Source organism: Nitrospirillum guaranorum (genome assembly GCF_034653275.1).
Lineage (GTDB): Bacteria > Pseudomonadota > Alphaproteobacteria > Azospirillales > Azospirillaceae > Nitrospirillum.
Map to the genome: position 1 here is coordinate 432,607 of NZ_JAYEES010000004.1, position 14,752 is coordinate 447,358.

The window sequence follows — 14,752 nt, forward strand, 5'->3', positions numbered from 1 at the left end:
TAACTCAGGCCGCCTTGGACGCCGCCTTGGTCTGGTACATCAGCACGTCGGCGCGGTGCAGCACCTCGTCCTCGCGGTCGTCGGCGCCGTAGGCCTGGCAGCCGAAGCTGGCCTTCAGGGGCAAGCTGTGGGTCTGCCAGTCCAGCGCCATCTGGTGCAGGGTGGCGGACAGGGCCTCGGCGCGCTGCATGCCCTGGTCGGGCGCCACGCGGGTCAGCAGCACGGCGAACTCGTCACCGCCCAGGCGGGCCACGATGTCCTGGGCGCGCACATGATCGGCCAGGGTGCGGGCCACCATGCGCAGGTAGGCGTCGCCGGCCTGATGACCGTGCATGTCGTTGATGCGCTTGAAGCCGTCGAGATCGACCATCACCAGCACGCCGCCCCGGCCGCCGCGCCGCGCGCCGGCCAGTTCGCGCCGGAAGGCGACTTGGAAGCCACGCCGGTTCAGCAGGCCGGTCAGCTCATCCGTGGTGCTCAGCGTTTCCAGGTAATCGATGCGGTCGCGCTGTTCGGTGATGATGCGCTCCGCGTCCGCCAGGCGCATGGCCAGTTCCTGCACCAGCAGCTGGTTCAGGCTGGCCGCCGCCTCGGGACCGCGCAGGCCCACCGGCATCTGGCCCCGGGGCAGGGTCAGGTTGATGGCGGGCATCAGGGGCAGGGCGGTGTCCGGCGGGGTCATGGGCGCTACTCCGTTTGGGGCGTCGGGGATGACGCGAACTGGAGATCGCAAGGGCCGTGCCGCTGGTTAGCGTGTTGAAATTGCTGGATTTGCGTTTTGCAGGGATAGGCCGGGGCCAGTCCACGGCAGTTTTTGCCGACCCCCTTTCGGCAGGTTCCACCGGCAATGTCTGCCCCATATCCCAAAGGGGCGACGACAGGGGCGGCGGGTCCCCGTGTCACCCTCCGTATCATCCCAGGCGTCATCCGGGACCCCAGGGTGTGCGGCCCCTGTGACGACAAGAAAGCTTGGCGCCGCCCCCCGGGACACGGCATGCTGGGGGTTCGGGCCTGGCCCGGGTCGAGGTAGCGAGAGTGACGAGAAGAATGCGCGCACGTCTGGTGAGCATGGGTTTGGCGTCCCTGGCCGTTCTGGCGCTGCCGGTGGCGGTGGCCATCGGCGCCACGCCCCCGTCGGCGGCGGCCCCCGCCCCCGCCGCTCCGCCCGCCGCCCCACCCACGGTCGGCCCGACCTCCAACGGTGGTCCCATGGCCGGCACGGTCATGGCCCTGGGCGCCCAGATGTCGCCCCACCGCGCCGCCTATCGCCTGACCCTGGCCTCCTCGCGCGAGGGCAGCCGCGTCACCGGCGTGGTCGGCGCCATGAACTTCGCCTGGAACGACGTCTGCCGTGGCTGGACCACGGAACAGCGCTTCCAGATCCGTTTCCTCTATTCCGAGGCGGACGACCAGGAGATGACCACCAGCTACACGACGTGGGAGGCCAAGGACGGCAGCGTCTACCGCTTCAACGTCCGCAAGCAGGTCACCGGCCAGCCGGATGAGGAGATGAAGGGGGTGGCCACCCTGAACGGCGAGGATGGCGGCGTCGCCCATTTCGAGAAGCCCAAGCCCCAGGATATCGAACTGGCGCCCGGCACCGTCTTCCCCACCGCCCACACCCTGCTGCTGATCAACCAGGCCCGCCACGGCGACACGCCGGTCTACGTCCGGCCCGTGTTCGACGGGTCGGAGGCGGAGGAGGCGGGCCCCGTCTCCGCCGTCATCGGCAAGGCCAAGCCCCTGGCCAAGGACGCCATCGTCGTGGCCGCCCTGCACAAGGACAAGGCCTGGCCCGTGCACCTGGCCTTCTTCGCCAACGACGACCAGCAGGCGCTGCCCGACTACGACACCGCCATGATGCTGATGGACAACGGCATCGTGCAGTCCATGCTGATCGATTACGGCGACTTCAAGGTGCGGGCCGAGTTGGTGGCGTTGGAACCCCTGCCCAAGCCCGCCTGCTGAAAACCGGGGGCCGCCCGCTGGGCCCACCCGCCGCCCTCAGAAGCGCAGGAACAGGCTCTTCAGCCACACCGGGCTGGCCTTGGCCGCCTGGCGCCAGTCGGCGATGTCCTCCTCCGCCTCGCCGGCGGCATAGCCCCAAGGGTTGAACACCCTCAGCCGGCCGGTGCGGTAGGCCGCCACGGTGGGCGTGACCACCGTCAGGCCGTGCACCAGGGCGGTGGCGGCCAGCAGGGCGTCACGGTTGTTGGGCAGGGCGACGCTGGCGCGGCGCAGGGCCACGGCCGCGTCCACGGGCAGGACGCGCCCCTCGAACGCCACCATCACCCGGTCATCCAACCAGGCGCGCAACGCCGTGCCGGCGGCCTTGTCCGTCCGCTCCGCCTTGGCGACCGACTCCGCCAGCTCCATCAGGCTGAGGGCCGACAGGAACAGCTGCTGGCGGGGGACGTCGGCGACCCAGGCGCGCACGCCGGCGTCGGCCTTGGCCCCGCGCAGTTCCAGGATGACCGGGGTGTCCAGCAGGAACATCAGGCGATGTCCAGGCGGGTGGGGGCCAGGGGGACGTCCTCCGGCATGGCCAGCAGGTCGACGATGCTCTGCCCGTCGCCGGTAAGCCGCAGGAAAGTCTCGAAATTCATCAGCACGTGGGTGGGGGTGCCGCGGTCGGTGATGAACACCGGCTCGCTCAGCGCCGCGCGCTTGGCGCCGCCCACGTCCTGGTTGAAATCCCGGCTGCTCATTGTGGCCATGTTGCTACATTTCCCGTGTCCAGAATGTTGCTACATTCCTACATCTTTTATCCTTTGACAACGCCCGAGAACCCACCCTAACCCTGGTATCGGTAACAAGCACAAAAGCTAAGAACGGGGTGGAATCGCGTCATGGCTTCGGATTTATTTTCCGCCGACACGGTGCAAAACATCGTCGACACGGCGACCCACATGCTGTCGCCGCACGGTCCCAACGGGGCCCTGACGCCGACGGATTTCAGCGTCCATTTCTTCCTGCAGATCACCGCCATCATCCTGGCGTGCCGCGTCGTCGGCTGGCTGGGGCAGAAGCTGCTGGCCCAACCCCAGGTGGTGGGTGAGATGATCGCCGGTGTGGTGCTGGGGCCGTCCCTGCTGGGCCTGCTGTTCCCCGGCTTCGCCGCCGAGCTGTTCCCGAAGGAGACCAAGAGCGTGCTGTATGTCGGCGCCCAGTTCGGCGTCGGCCTCTACATGTTCCTGGTGGGCACGACCTTCCGGGGCGACCATTTCCGCACCAACGGCAAGAGCGCCTTCGCCGTCTCCCTCTCCGGCATCGCGGCCCCCTTCCTGATCGCCGTGCTGATCACGCCCATGCTGCTGAAGGTGCCCGGCCTGTTCGCCGAGGGCCTGCCGCAGAGCCAGGCCACCCTGTTCATGGGCGCCTGCATCGCCCTGACCGCCTTCCCCATGCTGGCCCGCATCATCAATGAACGCGGCCTCAGCAACTCGGCCTTGGGCACCCTGTCCTTGACGGCCGGCGCCTTCGACGACGCCGCGTCCTGGTGCGTGCTGGCTATCGTGCTGGCCATCTTCGGCGCCGGCCCCGGCGTCGCCGTGCTGGCCATCGGCGGCGGCGTCAGCTTCGCCCTGCTGGTCATCCTGTTCGGGCGCCGCCTGCTGGCGCCCCTGGGCCGCGCGGTGGAGGCGCGGGGGGAGATGACGCACACCGTGCTGGCCATCACCCTGATGGTGTTCTGCCTGTCCGCCTTCGTCATGGACGCGGTGGGCATCCACGCCATCTTCGGCGGCTTCATCATCGGCACCGCCATGCCGCGCGGCAAGTTCGTGGCGGAGCTGAAGAAGAAGGTGGAGCCGCTGACCGTGGTCCTGCTGCTGCCCATGTTCTTCACCTACTCCGGCCTCAACACCCGCATGGACATGGTGAACTCCGCCTCGCTGCTGCTGATCGCGCTGGGTGTGCTGGTGGCCTCCATCGCCGCCAAGGGTGTGGCCTGCTACGCCGCCGCCCGGCTGTGCGGCGAGGACAACCGCACGGCGCTGGGCATCGGCGCCCTGATGAACTCGCGCGGGCTGATGGAACTGATCATCATCAACATCGGCCTGCAAAAGGGCATCATCGGCCCCACGCTGTTCTCTATGTTGGTGCTGATGGCCATCGTCACGACTATGATGGCGTCCCCGCTGTTCGAACTGGTCTACGGCCGCAAGGCCCGGCTGAGTGGCGAGCTGGGGGCCGTGCCGGAGCAAGCCCTGAGCTGAGTGGACGACCGAGCAGAGTTGATGACAGTCGAGCGAACCATCCTGATCGTCGGTGGCGGCACGGCCGGATGGCTGGCCGCCGCCTACCTCGCCCGATACCTGGGCGTGCGGGAGGGGGGGCCGCTCGGCATCACCCTGCTGGAGGCGCCGGACATCGGCATCGTCGGGGTGGGGGAGGGGACCTTCCCCACCATCCGCGGCACCCTGAGGTTCCTGGGCCTGAACGAGGCCCAGTTCATGCGCGACACCTCCGCCACCTTCAAGCAGGGCATCCGCTTCGCCCGCTGGGTGGACGGGGGTGAGGACGACAGCTTCTTTCATCCCTTCGAGGCGCCCTTCCCCACCGATGGCGCCGGCCTGGTGCCCTACTGGCTGCTGCAGGATGGCGACCGCCGCCCGCCCTTCGCCCAGGCCATGACCTTCCAGCAGCAGGTGACCGATGCCCAACGGGCGCCCAAGCGCGGGCCGGAGGGTGATTTCGAGGCGCCGCTGAACTACGCCTACCACTTCGACGCGGCCAAGGCCGCCCAGGCCCTGGCCGCCCGCGCGCGGGAGCTGGGCGTCCGTCACCTGCGAGGCACGGTGACGGACGTGGCACTGACGGACGACGGCGCCATCGCCCACCTGGTCACGCGGGAATACGGGGCGATCACCGCCGACTTCTACGTGGATTGCAGCGGCTTCCGGGCCGAACTGATCGGCCGCGCCCTGGGCGTGCCGCAGAAATCGGTGAAGTCCATCCTGTTCACCGACCGCGCGCTGTCCTGCAAAGTGCCCTACGGGGCGGCGGACGGCCCCTTGGAGAGCTGCACCCTGGCCACGGCGCACGCGGCGGGCTGGACCTGGGAGATCGGGCTGGAGGGCGCGCGCGGCGTGGGCTGCGTCTATTCCAGCGACCACATGTCGGATGACGAGGCCGAAGGGGTTCTGCGCGCCTATGTCGCCCCCCATTTGCCGCCTGGTGTGGAGCCGCCGGCCCCACGCAAGACCGCCTTCGACGCCGGCTATCGCGAGACGCCCTGGATCAAGAACTGCGTCGCCATAGGCCTGTCCGGTGGCTTCCTGGAGCCGCTGGAATCGACCAGCGTGGTGCTGATCGAGGTGGCGGTGGGCATGCTGGCGGAGCTGTTCCCCCATGACGGCAACTGGGGCGCGCCGGCCGCCCGCTTCAACGAGCTGATGACCCGGCGCTTCGAGAACATCGTCAACTTCCTGAAGCTGCATTACTGCCTGAGCCGGCGGGAAGAGCCGTTCTGGCGCGACAACCGCGACCCCGCCTCCATCCCGCCGGCCCTGCGCGACCTGCTGGCGCAGTGGCGCACCCGGCCGCCCAGCCGCTTCGACTTCGCGCTGGACCTGGAGGCCTTCGCCTTCTTCAACTACCAGTACATCCTGTACGGCATGGGGTTCGAGACCGACCTGTCGGCGGCCCGCGCCGCCTTTCCCCAGGCGGAGGCGGCGCAGAAGACCTTCGCCCGCATCCGGGCCTATGGCGACCACGCCACCCGGGATTTGCCTGCCCACCGGGCGCTGATCCGGCGCATGAACCAGATCAGCGCGCTCGGCAAGGTCGGTACCTGAGGTCCCGCGCCGGATTTTACGCCGACAGGGCCTCCGGCGCGGTTTCGGCCAGCATGCTGCCGGTCTCGCGCGCGCGGATGTGCCAGCTGAACGCTTCTTCCAGGACATGCGGGGTCTGGCCGCCCCGGGCCACGGCCCGGCGCACATAGTCGGCCATCTGCCCGCGATAGCTGGGGTGCAGGCAGTTCTCCATGATCACCCGCGCCCGCTCCCGCGGGGCCAGGCCGCGCAGGTCGGCCAGGCCGCGTTCCGTGACGATCACGTCCACGTCATGCTCGGTATGGTCGACGTGGGTGACCATGGGCACGATGCTGGAGATGCGGCCGTCCTTGGCCAGCGACTTGGTGACGAAGACCGACAGCTGGGCGTTGCGGGCGAAGTCGCCGGACCCGCCGATGCCGTTCATCATGTGCGTGCCGTTGACGTGGGTGGAGTTCACGTTGCCGTAGATGTCGCACTCGATGGCGGTGTTGATGGCGATCAGGCCCAGGCGGCGCACCACCTCGGGATGGTTGCTGACCTCCTGCGGGCGCAGGACGATGCGGTCGCGGTAGCTGGCGATGGCGGGCATGACGCGGGCCATGACCGGCGCCGTCAGCACGATGCTGGAGGCGGAGGCGAAGGCTAGCTTGCCCGCGTCGAACAGGTCGAAGGCGCTGTCCTGCAACACCTCGCTGTACAGCTCCAGGTCGGTGAAGGGGCTGTCCTTCAGGCCGGCCAGCACGGCGTTGGCGATGGCGCCGATGCCGGCCTGCAACGGCGGCAGGTGCCGGGGCAGGCGGCCGGCCAGCACCTCCTGCTCCAGGAAGGTGATCAGGTGGCGCGAGATGGCGGCGGTGTCGGCGTCGGCCGGCTGCAGGGTGGTGGCGCTGTCCGGCTGGTTGGTCACCACGATGGCGGCGATTTTGGCCGGGTCCACCGGGATGGCCGGCGTGCCCACGCGGTCCGACGCCTTGGTCAGTTCGATGGGTTCGCGCGCCGGGCGGCGCTTGGGGATGTAGATGTCGTGCAGGCCCTCCAGGTCCGCCGGCTGGGCCAGGTTGATCTCGACGATCACCTTGTCGGCCAGGATGGCGAAGCTGGCGGAATTGCCCACGCTGGTGGTGGGGACGATGGCGCCCGTCTCGGTGATGGCGGTGGCCTCGATGATGGCGCAGTCGAGATGCCCTAGGGCGCCGGACCGCAACTGTTCCACCATTTCCGACAGGTGCTGGTCGATGAACATGACCTCACCCCGGTTGATGGCGGCGCGCAGGCGGGCGTCGGCCTGGAAGGGCAGGCGGCGCTTCAGCATGCCGGCGTCGGCCAGCATGCCGTCCAGGTCATTGCCCAGCGAGGCGCCGGTCAGCAGGTTGATGTGCAGGGGGGCGGTCCGGCCGCGATTGATCAGGGCCAGGGGCACGGCCTTGGCGTCGCCGGCGCGGGTGAAGCCGCTCATGCCCACCGTCATGCCGTCCTGGATCAGGGCCGCCGCTTGTTCCGCGCTCATGACGCGGTCGTGCAGGCTGCTCAGACGAATTCGCTCTCTAACCATGTTCTTGTCCGTTGTTCGTCACCGGCCGCCCGGGTGGCCAAGGACCCTTGGTCATTGCGGTCCCTGCGGCGTGCGGGCACCGAATATTTGGGGCCCTGCGCCGCTGCCCCTCCAATAGTTTCTCAAGGGCGCAACGATCACGGATTCTGATCGTGGGCTTGGACTGAATCCATATCGGTTAGATATCGAAGACGCCACTTCGATATATTAGACGCACCGCAGCAGCCGGGCGCATAGTTCGTCTCACCAACGACCGCGCCGACTGAAGGCGCTGTACCTGACAGGACGCGGCCCGGTTGATTGATGGAGATGCTTGAATGTTCGCCCCGCTGAAGAATTCGTCCCGCAAGGTTGCCGTCGCCGCCGCCGCCCTGTCTTTCCTGGCGCTGTCCACGCCGCTGGGCGCGAACGCCGCCGGCACCGAGGTGGTGGTGACCCCGGCGGTCAGCCAGGCCTGCCAGGCCATGGGCCTGCACCCGGCCAATTCCGACTTCGCCGCCTGCACCAACGTGCTGACCCATGTGAAGGGCGCGCATGCCCAGGTGTCGGCCCAGGTCGGCCGTGAGCAGCAGGCCTGCGCCGCCGCCGGCGCCACCCCCGGCTCCGCCGATTTCAACGCCTGTGTCGACAATCTGGACGCGGCGCTGACGGCGCAGGCCCTGTCGGCCAACTGACAGGGTCTCTGCCCAAGCGACTGTTTACGGGGCGGGGAAGGCCACATGGCCCAGGGGCGGTTGATCCGGTTCCGCCCCCCACCGCCCCCTTCGTGACGGTGCCCGCCGGCCCCCCTCCCATCGGGTTGCCGGGCACCTCACGCTCAGGGAAAGGACGCGGCAAGGGGAGTACCCGGGCCGCGTCCTTTTCTTTTCCCCCACTGGCAACGAGGTTCTTTCCGTCATGGCCGAATTGGATGTCGCCGGCATCTTCATGGCCCCCATTGTCGGCTATGTCGCCGCCGCCCTGGTGCTTTTCCTGCTGCTGCGCGGTCTGCTGGCCCATCTGGGCTTCTGGCGCGCCGTCTGGCACCCCGCCCTGGTCGAGGCGGCCCTGTTCTCGATTCTCCTGTCCGGTCTGGTGCTGCTGTGAACGCACGCCTCATGACCCTGGCGCGCGCCCTGGGGCGCGGGGCCGCCACCCTGGCCACGGTGGCGCTGGCCATCCTGCTGATCGGCGCCCTGTGGCAGCGCTACATGCTGGCGCCCTGGACGCGCGACGGCCGCGTGCGGGCGGAGGTGGTGGACGTGGCGCCGGAGGTGGCCGGCACCATCGTCGACATCCCCGTGCACGACAACCAACTGGTTCATAAGGGCGACGTGCTGTTCGTCATCGATCCCGTGCGGTTCCGCATCGCTCAGGACCAAGCCCGCGCCGCCGTCGCCGCCGCGCGCGACGACCGGGCCCTGAAGCTCAGCGACGCGCAGCGCCGCCAGGGCCTGGCCGGCGTGGTATCCGAGGCGGAGCAGGACCGTTTCCGCAGCACCGCCAGCGTGGCCACGGCCCAGCTGGACGCGGCGCAGGCGGCGCTGGACCTGGCCACCTTGAACCTGGAACGGTCCGTCGTCCGGGCGCCGGTCAACGGCTACGTCACCAACCTGCGCCTGCGGGTGGGCGACTACGCCACGGTGGGTCAGCCCCGGGTGGCGGTCATCGACACCGACAGCTTCTGGGTGTCGGGATATTTCGAGGAAACCAAGCTGGCGCGCATCCACGAGGGCGACGCGGCCCGCATGAAGCTCATGGGCTATGCCGCCCCCCTGGCCGGCCATGTCGAGACCATCGCGCGGGGCATCAACGACCGCAACAGCGCGCCCAACGCCTATGGCCTGCAGGACGTGAACCCGGTCTTCACCTGGGTGCGGCTGGCGCAGCGCATCCCCGTCCGCATCGGCATCGACGCCGTGCCGCCCGGGGTGGTGCTCGCCGCCGGCATGACCTGCACCGTGTCGGTGGGGGATGAGGCGGACCGCCCGCAAGGCGTTGTGGGCCGGGTGCTGGCCCGCCTGGAATCGAGGATCTGAGCCATGATCCGCCGTAAGGCCCTGGCCGCCCTGGTACTGGGCGGCATGGTGTCCGCCTGTACCGTGGTCGGCCCCGACTACAAGCCCATCCCCCTGGACGGCCTGCCCCAAGGCTGGACGGAACACCTGCCGCCCGCGGCCGGTGTGCACGATGTGGACGCCATGCGCGCCTGGTGGGACAGTTTCCAGGACCCCACCCTCAGCCGCCTGGTGCGGGCGGCCATCTCGGATAATGAGGATCTGAAGATCGCGCGCCAGCGCCTGGTGCAGGCCCGCGCCGCCCGTGTCATCGCCAAGTCCGCCGATCTGCCGGACGTGCGGCTGGGCATCGATCCGGCCCTGCAACGATCCAGCGAAAATGTGGATTGGCCGCCCGGCATCGGCAGCTACCACACCTGGCAGGCGGAGCTGGACGCGACGTGGGAGATCGACGTCTTCGGCGGCACCCGCCGGGCGGTGGAGGCGGCCGACGCCGACATCGCCGCGACGGAGGAGGGGCGGCGCGCCATCCTGGTCAGCCTGCTGGCGGAGGTGGCGACGGACTACGCCCGCCTGCGCGCCGCCCAGCTGCGCCTGACCATCGCCCGCGACAACATCGCGGTCGCGGCCAAGGCGCTGGACCTGGCGCAGCGCGCCTACCAGCGCGGCCTGGGCACCGTGCTGGACGTGGCGCAAGCCAGGACCCAGCTGGAGACGGTGCAGGCCGCGACCCCGCCGCTGGAGGCGGCGGTGGCGCGCATGAGCCACGCCATCGCCGTGCTGCTGGGCCGCTATCCGGGGGAGCTGGAGGCGGAGTTGAGCCAGCCGGCGCCCCTGCTGTCCGTGCCGGACAGCCTGCCGGTGTCCCTGCCGTCCGAGGTGGTGGCCAACCGGCCGGACATCCGCCAGGCCGACCGGCGCTATGCGGCGGCCAACGCCCGCATCGGCGTCGCCACCGCCGCCAGCCTGCCGCATTTCGCCATTCCGCTGACCCTGCTGCCCCAGGCGGCGGACCTGGGCAAGCTGTTCAGCCTGGCCAGCCTGACCTATTCCCTGGGCGCCCAGGTGACGGGCCCCGTCTACAACGGCGGCCGCGACGACGCCCGCATCACCCTGGCCAAGGCGGAGGCCGAGGCCGCGCGCATCCATTATGAGCGCACGGTGAAGGAGGCGCTGCGCGATGTGGAGGATGCGCTGGTGAACTACCAGACGGAAACCCGGCGGCAGCAAACGCTGGTTGCCGCCCGCACCGACGCGGCCCAGGCCCTGGACCACGCCACCCGCCTGTACGGCGCCGGCCTGACCGACTTCCTGAAGGTGCTGGATGGCGAGCGCCAAGCCTACCAGGCGGAAGACCGGGAGGCGGAAAGCCGCCTGGCCCGGGTGGAACACGTCATCACGCTCTATAAGGCCCTGGGGGGCGGCTGGCAGGGTGTGGATCTGGACGCTGGCGACTAGGCTTCCGCCGCCGCGCCGGCCAGGCTGACGAAGGCCCGCACCGCCGGCGCCGGATCCTGGGGGCGGTGGGCCAAGGCCAGGGTGTACTGGATGTTGGCGTCGGCCAGGGGGCGATAGACCACGCCCTCCGCCGCCAGCCAGGCGATGGATCCGGGCAGCAGCGACAGGCCCAGGCCGGCGGCCACCAGCCGGACGGTGAGCGACATCTGCGGCACCGACTGCACCACTTGGGGCGCGAAGCCGTGGCGGCCGCACAGGTCGTCGATCAGGCTGCGCAGCTCCGCCGCCCCGGCGCGATGGTGCAGCACCATGGGTTCCGCCGCCAGCGCGGCGACGGGGATGGCCTCCAAACCCGCCAGCGGATGGCCCGCCGGCAGCGCCACCACCAGACCGTCCGGCCGCAAGGGCAGTACCGTTACCCCGGCGGGCAGGCTCAGCGGCGGCAGGCGGACGAAACCGACATCCAGGGTGCCGGCCGCGATCGCGGCCAGCTGCGGGCCCACCGCCATCTCCACCAGATTCACATCCACCGCCGGATGGCTTTGCCGGTAGTCACGCACGATGGCCGGCATCAGGGCGCTGAGGCCGGCGGAGCCGACGAAGCCCACCTCCAGCTTGCCGACCTCGCCCCGGCCGGCCAGGCGGCCGATGGCTTCCGTCCGCGCCGCCTGCTCCAGGGTCTTGCGCGCCTCCGCCAGCACCAGGACGCCGGCGTCGGTCAGGCTGATGCGGCCGCGCCCGCGGTTCAGCAGAGGTGTGCCGATCTGCCGCTCCAGGGATTGGATCTGCTGGGTCAGGGCCGGCTGCACGATGTGCAGGCGCTCGGCCGCCCGGCCGAAGTGCAGTTCTTCGGCCAGCAGGACGAAGGAGCGCAGGAGTTTCAATTCCAGCATGGCCGTGCCTCAGGGCGTGGGGGTGGCGCGGACGGCGGCGGCGCGCCGCGCCTGGGTGACCAGCGCCCGCACGGCGGCCGTCCCCTCGTTGGCGCGGTAGACCAGCATGATGGGGGCGGTGTCATAGCCGCCCTTCAGGTCCAGCAGCCGCACGCCTTCCAGGCGCATGTTGCGCATGCTGTCGGGTGCCAGCGCCACGCCCAGGCCCGCCTCCACCAGGTTCAGCAGGGGTGGGAAGGCCGGCACCTCCTGCACGATGCGGGGGCTGAACCCCGCCTCGCGGCAGGCGGCGATGATGATGTCATAGATGTTGGGGCCGGCGGTGCGCGGGATGATCAGGAAATCCTCGTCCGCCAGGTCCGCCAGGTCCAGGGCGGCGGCCCCGGCCAGGCGATGGCCCATGGGCAGGGCGGCCAACAGCCTTTCCTCGACCACGGCATAGGTGGCCAGGCCGGGTATTTCCGCCGCCCGGCCCCGCACCAGGGCCACGTCCAGGGCGCCGTCGCGCACGGCGTCGGTCAACTGGCCGAAGTCGTTCAGCTCCAGGCTCAGTTGTACCCCCGGATGCTGGGCGCGATAGTCCCGGATCAGCCGGGCGATCCAGGGATGGGCGGTGACCGACATGCTGAGGCCCATGCGCAGGCGGCCCTTGTCGCCCCGCGCCACCTGGCGGGCGTTGGCCACCGCCTGGTCGACGTGCGCCAGGATGGCCTTCGCGTCTTCCAGGAAGGTGGCGCCGACGGCCGTCAACTCCACGCCGCGCGACAGGCGATGGAACAGGGGGCTGCCGATCTCCCGCTCCAGCTGCTGGATCTGCTGGCTCAGCGGCGGCTGGCGGATGCCCAGCTTTTCCGCGGCGCGGGTGAAATGCAGTTCCTCGGCGACGGCGGTGAAATAGCGCAGGTGGCGGATGTCCAAGGCGGCGCGTCCTGTCGGTTCTGGATATCGAAAATCATCCAGCCATATATTGGACCGTGGGCAGGGGCCGGGAGCATCATCCAAATCGATGAACTGGCCGGCGTTCCACTCATGGGACGGCCGGCACCCGACCTTTGGCGTTTCCACCCGTGCCGCTCACCTTCCCCATCCGGTATGTCACCACCCTGGTTCCCAGCCGGGGGGCGCTGGGCCATGCCGTGCGCACGGCGGTGGCGGCCCTGCTGGCCCTCTATCTCGCCTATGCCCTGCAGCTGGAAAGTCCGCAGACGGCGGCGGTGACGGTGCTGATCGTCAGCCATCCCATGAGCGGCGCCGTCATCGCCAAAAGCGTGTGGCGCATTGCCGGCACGCTGGTGGGGGCGGCGGCGGCGCTGGCCCTGATGGCGGGCTTCGGCCAGTCACCGGAAGCCTTCCTGCTGCTCTACAGCCTGTGGCTGGCGGGCTGCGTGGCGCTGGCCACCCGCCTGCGCCGCTTCCGGTCGTACGCCGCCGTGCTGGCGGGATACACCCTGGCCCTGGTGGCGCTGGGGGCGGTGGACGACCCCTTGCGCACCTTCGACATCGCGGCCGCCCGCGTCGCCGCCATCGTCGTGGGGATGCTGGCCAAGATGACGGTGTCGGGCATCCTCTGGCCGGTGACGGCGGCCCAGCGGCTGGACAGCCGGGTGGGCCGGGTCACCGCCGCCGTGACCGGCGCGCTGATCCACGACCTGACCCGGGACCTGACCGGCCTTGGCGCGCCCGGCCCGCACCGGGATCTGTTGGCGGAGCTGCAGGGCCTGGATGATTTGGCGACCTACGCCGCTGTGGAATCGGTCGCCTTCCGCCGCCAGGCCGATGGCGCCCGGATCGCGGCCGCCGCCCTGTTCGGGCTGCTGGCCCGGGTGGACGCCGCCCGCCGGGCATTGGCCGTGCTGCCGGCCGCCGGGCCGCTGCTGGCCTGCCTGACGCCGCTGGGCGCGGGGGATGGGCCGGCCTTCCGCCTGGCCGCTGCCGCTGCCCGCCGCCGCTTGCGCGCCGCCTTGCGCCTGGCCCGCCGGGCGGGCGATCCGGCGTCCATCGCGGCGGCGCACCTGCTGGGGGAGGTGCTGGACCTCATGGTGCAGGTGGCGGTGGCGCGCGATCCCGCGCGGCGCCTGTCCTTCACCCTGCCGGAGCCGGCGGACGGCCCCCTGGGCAGCGCCGTCATCGCCGCCCTGCGCACCCTGATCTCCGTCGGCCTGGCGGCGGGCTTCTGGATCGCCACCGAATGGCCGGCCGGCACCATCATGGTCAGCTGGACCAGCGCCTTCGGCGCCCTGCTGGCCAGCCGCGCCAACCCCGAACAGGTCAGCGTGCAGGTTTTCCGCGCCGCCCTCTGGGCCGGACTGCTGGCCCTGCCCGTCACCTTCCTGGCGCTGCCGGCCTTGCCGGAGTTCTGGGGCCTGTCCCTGGTGCTGGCGCCGGTCATCCTGGTGGCCGCCCTGTTGTCCCAGCGGCCGGGGCGCGGTGACTTCGGCGCCTTCATGCCCCTGCTGTTCCTGACCCTGGTCGCGCCCACCAACCCCATGACCTACGACCTCCAGGGCTTCCTCAACACCTTCGCCGCCATCGTGCTGGCCGCCCTGTGGATACTGCTGACCTACCGTCTGATCCTGCCGGTGGACGGGCGGGGGGAGGTACGGCGCCTGCTGGGCAGCTTCACCGCCAGCGTGCGGGCCTTGGCCGGCGGCGCGGCGCCCACGCCGGACGTCGCGGCCTGGGAATACCGCCACCATCACCGGCTGGCGCGGCTGGCGGCGTGGGGTGGGCGGGGGGACGACCGTGCCCTGGCCACGGCCCGCGCCCGCATGGACGTGGGCCGCGGCCTGATCGCCATGCGGGCCCTGCTGCCCGCGCTGCCGCCCCAGGATCGCCGTCGGGTCGACGCGATCATGCGGGCGCTGGGGCGGTTGGTCGAGGAACCGGCGCGCCTGGCCTCGTTCGCCCGGCGCGCCGGGCGGCGGCTGGAGGTCGCGGCCGCCGACGCGGCCGGCCCCCGGCGCCACGGCCTGCTGGACCTGGCCGCCTGGTGCCGGCAGCTGGCCGGCTAAGGCCCAGGTTGGGCGCCCGGACGGCGGATTCACGGATCCGCCGGCGCTGTGAATGACAGCG

General features: G+C 70.5%; 14 protein-coding genes. 8 read left to right on the top strand and 6 right to left on the bottom strand.

Going from position 1 to position 14,752, the window contains the following annotated elements; all coding sequences use genetic code 11:
* Positions 1–4 precede the first annotated feature (4 nt).
* Positions 5–682: a GGDEF domain-containing protein gene (locus tag UAJ10_RS23755; protein WP_322917730.1), complete on the bottom strand. Its 678-nt coding sequence runs from the start codon at positions 680–682 to the stop codon at positions 5–7.
* Positions 683–1,047: 365 nt separating this feature from the next.
* Between UAJ10_RS23755 and UAJ10_RS23760 the strand changes: the two genes are divergently transcribed.
* A complete protein-coding gene (locus UAJ10_RS23760) occupies positions 1,048–1,968 on the top strand; it encodes a cell envelope integrity EipB family protein (protein WP_322917731.1) in 921 nt (306 codons plus the stop codon).
* 36 nt (positions 1,969–2,004) lie between these two features.
* On the opposite strand, the gene UAJ10_RS23765 is transcribed toward UAJ10_RS23760, so the two are convergent.
* Positions 2,005–2,496, bottom strand: a complete 492-nt coding sequence (locus UAJ10_RS23765) for a type II toxin-antitoxin system VapC family toxin (RefSeq protein WP_322917732.1) — start codon at positions 2,494–2,496, stop codon at positions 2,005–2,007.
* Positions 2,496–2,717, bottom strand: a complete 222-nt coding sequence (locus tag UAJ10_RS23770; RefSeq protein ID WP_145750342.1) for a type II toxin-antitoxin system Phd/YefM family antitoxin — start codon at positions 2,715–2,717, stop codon at positions 2,496–2,498. Before UAJ10_RS23770 ends, UAJ10_RS23765 begins: the two co-directional genes overlap by 1 nt.
* Positions 2,718–2,849: 132 nt before the next feature.
* Here UAJ10_RS23770 and UAJ10_RS23775 point away from each other — a divergent pair, with 132 nt between their 5' ends.
* Both UAJ10_RS23775 and UAJ10_RS23780 read left to right on the top strand, forming a co-directional pair.
* Positions 2,850–4,217, top strand: a complete 1,368-nt coding sequence (locus UAJ10_RS23775; protein ID WP_322917733.1) for a cation:proton antiporter — start codon at positions 2,850–2,852, stop codon at positions 4,215–4,217.
* Between the two features lie 21 nt (positions 4,218–4,238).
* Positions 4,239–5,798: a tryptophan halogenase family protein gene (locus UAJ10_RS23780; protein ID WP_322917734.1), complete on the top strand. Its 1,560-nt coding sequence runs from the start codon at positions 4,239–4,241 to the stop codon at positions 5,796–5,798.
* A gap of 16 nt (positions 5,799–5,814) precedes the next feature.
* Here the strand turns inward: UAJ10_RS23780 and UAJ10_RS23785 are convergent, their stop codons facing one another.
* Positions 5,815–7,332: an acetyl-CoA hydrolase/transferase family protein gene (locus UAJ10_RS23785; protein ID WP_322917735.1), complete on the bottom strand. Its 1,518-nt coding sequence runs from the start codon at positions 7,330–7,332 to the stop codon at positions 5,815–5,817.
* Between the two features lie 317 nt (positions 7,333–7,649).
* On the opposite strand from UAJ10_RS23785, the gene UAJ10_RS23790 reads away from it, so the two are divergent.
* The 4 genes from UAJ10_RS23790 to UAJ10_RS23805 all read left to right on the top strand — a co-directional run bounded on the left by UAJ10_RS23790 (position 7,650) and on the right by UAJ10_RS23805 (position 10,787).
* Complete coding sequence (locus UAJ10_RS23790) at positions 7,650–8,006, top strand: hypothetical protein (RefSeq protein ID WP_322917736.1); 357 nt, start codon at positions 7,650–7,652, stop codon at positions 8,004–8,006.
* A gap of 223 nt (positions 8,007–8,229) precedes the next feature.
* Positions 8,230–8,418, top strand: coding sequence for a DUF1656 domain-containing protein (locus UAJ10_RS23795; protein WP_322917737.1), 189 nt, complete (start codon positions 8,230–8,232; stop codon positions 8,416–8,418).
* An 11-nt stretch (positions 8,419–8,429) separates the two neighbouring features.
* On the top strand, positions 8,430–9,350 hold the full coding sequence (locus tag UAJ10_RS23800) for an HlyD family secretion protein (protein ID WP_322917739.1): 921 nt from the start codon (positions 8,430–8,432) through the stop codon (positions 9,348–9,350).
* Between the two features lie 3 nt (positions 9,351–9,353).
* Positions 9,354–10,787, top strand: a complete 1,434-nt coding sequence (locus UAJ10_RS23805) for an efflux transporter outer membrane subunit (RefSeq protein WP_322917740.1) — start codon at positions 9,354–9,356, stop codon at positions 10,785–10,787.
* On the opposite strand, the gene UAJ10_RS23810 is transcribed toward UAJ10_RS23805, so the two are convergent.
* A complete protein-coding gene (locus UAJ10_RS23810; protein WP_322917741.1) occupies positions 10,784–11,680 on the bottom strand; it encodes a LysR family transcriptional regulator in 897 nt (298 codons plus the stop codon). The genes UAJ10_RS23805 and UAJ10_RS23810 overlap by 4 nt on opposite strands.
* A 9-nt stretch (positions 11,681–11,689) precedes the next feature.
* Positions 11,690–12,598, bottom strand: coding sequence for a LysR family transcriptional regulator (locus tag UAJ10_RS23815; protein WP_322917742.1), 909 nt, complete (start codon positions 12,596–12,598; stop codon positions 11,690–11,692).
* Positions 12,599–12,747: 149 nt separating this feature from the next.
* Between UAJ10_RS23815 and UAJ10_RS23820 the strand changes: the two genes are divergently transcribed.
* On the top strand, positions 12,748–14,691 hold the full coding sequence (locus tag UAJ10_RS23820; protein WP_322917743.1) for an FUSC family protein: 1,944 nt from the start codon (positions 12,748–12,750) through the stop codon (positions 14,689–14,691).
* The last annotated feature ends 61 nt before the right edge of the window (positions 14,692–14,752 follow it).

Bases quoted from the DNA above. Each gene is read 5' to 3' on its own strand.
- UAJ10_RS23790 (WP_322917736.1), top strand. From the start codon at position 7,650: ATGTTCGCCCCGCTGAAGAATTCGTCCCGCAAGGTTGCCGTCGCCGCC.
- UAJ10_RS23795 (WP_322917737.1), top strand. From the start codon at position 8,230: ATGGCCGAATTGGATGTCGCCGGCATCTTCATGGCCCCCATTGTCGGC.
- UAJ10_RS23755 (WP_322917730.1), bottom strand. From the start codon at position 682: ATGACCCCGCCGGACACCGCCCTGCCCCTGATGCCCGCCATCAACCTG.
- UAJ10_RS23775 (WP_322917733.1), top strand. From the start codon at position 2,850: ATGGCTTCGGATTTATTTTCCGCCGACACGGTGCAAAACATCGTCGAC.
- UAJ10_RS23805 (WP_322917740.1), top strand. From the start codon at position 9,354: ATGATCCGCCGTAAGGCCCTGGCCGCCCTGGTACTGGGCGGCATGGTG.
- UAJ10_RS23770 (WP_145750342.1), bottom strand. From the start codon at position 2,717: ATGGCCACAATGAGCAGCCGGGATTTCAACCAGGACGTGGGCGGCGCC.
- UAJ10_RS23785 (WP_322917735.1), bottom strand. From the start codon at position 7,332: ATGGTTAGAGAGCGAATTCGTCTGAGCAGCCTGCACGACCGCGTCATG.
- UAJ10_RS23780 (WP_322917734.1), top strand. From the start codon at position 4,239: ATGACAGTCGAGCGAACCATCCTGATCGTCGGTGGCGGCACGGCCGGA.
- UAJ10_RS23810 (WP_322917741.1), bottom strand. From the start codon at position 11,680: ATGCTGGAATTGAAACTCCTGCGCTCCTTCGTCCTGCTGGCCGAAGAA.
- UAJ10_RS23760 (WP_322917731.1), top strand. From the start codon at position 1,048: ATGCGCGCACGTCTGGTGAGCATGGGTTTGGCGTCCCTGGCCGTTCTG.
- UAJ10_RS23765 (WP_322917732.1), bottom strand. From the start codon at position 2,496: ATGTTCCTGCTGGACACCCCGGTCATCCTGGAACTGCGCGGGGCCAAG.
- UAJ10_RS23800 (WP_322917739.1), top strand. From the start codon at position 8,430: ATGACCCTGGCGCGCGCCCTGGGGCGCGGGGCCGCCACCCTGGCCACG.